Consider the following 1,710-nt stretch of genomic DNA (forward strand, 5'->3'; position numbering starts at 1 on the left):
GGCGGGACCAATGCGAAAGAACATCGCCAGCTTCAGACTTGCCGCGATCCGCTCGGCTCTGTCGACAAACACCGCCGCCGTTTCCGGGGCGAAGAGTTCGGCCGCCGTCTGGCCGAAGAGGGCCTGCCAGATATCGAAATCGGCCTCGGTGACATCCTTGAGCTTGAGGTGCGCCGGCACCGGGCGTCCGTGATAGTCGCCGCTCTTGAGGACGACAGAACACCAGAAGTCCGTCATTTTCTCGAGATGAGGCTCCCAATCCCCGGTGATTTCGCGCGCGAAAATCGGACCGAGACGCTCGTTCTGTCTGACCTTTGCATAGAATTCGCGGACCAGTTTTCCGATCGAAATTCGATCAACGCCGTTATGGTTCAGAGCCTGTTCCGCGACAGGACGTGCCCGGTCAACCGGAGCGGATTTTGAAGTCATTCGTGCACTCTTGATTCTGCTGCAGTCAGGTCAATCCCAAGCTGCGAATGGTGGTTTGAAAGAAACCTGTCCGGTCGCGTACAAGCCGGAAACCCAGATTGTCGGGTGGCGTTCCTACGGCGCAGCCGCCGCTCTTACCGTCCCGAATGAAGTTCGACATATAGGTGCGGTGGAAGCCCTCCACGGCGTGCACTCCACAATTGTCGATCAAACTCGCGGTGCGCTTTCCGTCGCTGTCTATCGTGGCGTGCGAATAACATGTCGAGGTCCATTCCCAGACATTGCCTGCAATGTCCGACAATCCCTTTGAATTGGTTCCGAAGGCGCCTTGAGCTCTCGGCTCGGGATCAGGTTTGCGTCCGAGTGCAGCCTCCTGGCGATACTGTGTCAGCCACCGTCGCGCCGGGTTGTTCGGGTCGCTTTCGCCACCCTCGATGTCACCTCTGAATCGCTCGCCGGCGGCGTAAGCCCACTCCACATCCGTGGGCAGCCGCCATGCCTCACCTCTGCGGGCTGACAGCCAGGTTGCATAGGCTTCGGCATCGATGTGGCTGACGCCGGTGACCGGCACGTTGCCGATCTTGCGCGAGTCGGCGGGCTTGCAGGCACCGTCCGCCACGCAACGTCCATAGTCCGAAACGCTTACCTGGTATTTCATGATTTCCAGCGGCGCATCGATGGTTTCCCGCACGACGGGGGCTGCGACGGAATGGTTCTGCTTGAGGAATTCCCCGGGCTGTGGGTGATCGAACGAGCCGGGTCCCAGGACCACAAGTTCGCTCACGGCGACCGGTGTCGGCAAATCCAAAGGAGCCCTGTCGAGCGCATGGGTTATGCCCAAGCCGATCAGTGCGGCAGCCGCAGTTGTTCCGAATGCGAAGACAGGATCGAAGGGCATGGCACCAAGTCCGGYCGCACGTGCAACCTTTTGGCTCCGCCGCAAGGTTGCACTGAAGATCGGATCTCCCTTTTACGAGGCGATCGGCTTGGGTGCTTCGACCTGCATCATCAGATCGTCGTCCCAGGTTCCGTCGACGACAAAGTGCGCGGTTGCACCAAGTTCCACCGCCTCGATCAAATTGTGGTTCACATACGCGTAGATGCCTGGCTGCCGGAACGTGTAGAGCGCCGACCCAGCCGACCCGCCGCGGATGAACCAGGTTTCCAGGTCCTTGGCCGGAGGGTTGGCGAACTTGCCCTGTTCCCAGACAAAGTCGCCATGGCCGCCGATCAGGTGCGGGCGTGTGTCACGATTGGCCTGCGAATGAACGATCAATATCG

The 1,710-nt window shown here is 60.0% G+C and carries 2 protein-coding genes and 1 pseudogene; all 3 read right to left on the bottom strand.

What is annotated here, in order from left to right; all coding sequences use genetic code 11:
- Positions 1-237, bottom strand: a 237-nt coding sequence (locus tag ACXJ7R_RS31860; RefSeq protein ID WP_457155278.1) for a group III truncated hemoglobin, incomplete at its 3' end; no start/stop codon positions are given.
- Positions 238-454: 217 nt separating this feature from the next.
- Positions 455-1,327 carry an SUMF1/EgtB/PvdO family nonheme iron enzyme gene (locus ACXJ7R_RS31865; protein WP_457155279.1) on the bottom strand — a complete coding sequence of 291 codons (873 nt, stop codon included), beginning with the start codon at positions 1,325-1,327 and terminating at the stop codon, positions 455-457.
- A gap of 72 nt (positions 1,328-1,399) precedes the next feature.
- Positions 1,400-1,710, bottom strand: a pseudogene (locus ACXJ7R_RS31870) (copper-containing nitrite reductase); the annotation flags it as partial.

The organism is Mesorhizobium sp. P5_C1 (assembly GCF_054049815.1).